Below are 368 nucleotides of genomic sequence, written 5' to 3'. Positions count from 1 at the left end.
CAAAGAAGAATGCGAAGGAAGACAACGCAAATAATCTCTATAACTTTTCACATCCTTCACAGGAAAAGAATGGTCAATATAATGGTCATGCAAACAAGTCATGATATCGTAAGGCTTTTCCCAACCGCAATAAACCTCGACCCCATTCCCAAACATATAACGAATAGCCTTGGTCTCATAACGTGCCTTCAATCGCACAGCCTTTATATTGAACAGATTTTCAAGCCTCTGTACTTCTCTCTCTATTTCTCTATATTTTTCCTTCTTTACCATATCCATAACAATCTCCGACCCTCAGTTTGTGGGGTACTGGAAACTTATTGTAGCAGATAGAAATCAATATTTGACTTGTCATAGTGTCCGACTAT

Annotated in this window: 1 protein-coding gene; it reads right to left on the bottom strand. The window is 38.3% G+C overall.

Features of this window, described 5'->3' with window-relative positions; all coding sequences use genetic code 11:
• A partial coding sequence (locus tag KP705_RS19375) for a hypothetical protein (RefSeq protein WP_215764995.1) occupies positions 1 to 279 on the bottom strand: 279 nt, incomplete at its 3' end.
• Between the last annotated feature and the right edge of the window lie 89 nt (positions 280 to 368).

Source organism: Gluconobacter sp. P1D12_c (assembly GCF_018812105.1).
GTDB lineage: Bacteria > Pseudomonadota > Alphaproteobacteria > Acetobacterales > Acetobacteraceae > Gluconobacter > Gluconobacter oxydans_A.
The sequence above is the reverse complement of the archived record's forward strand: the minus strand, read 5'-3'. Positions and strand labels throughout refer to the sequence as shown.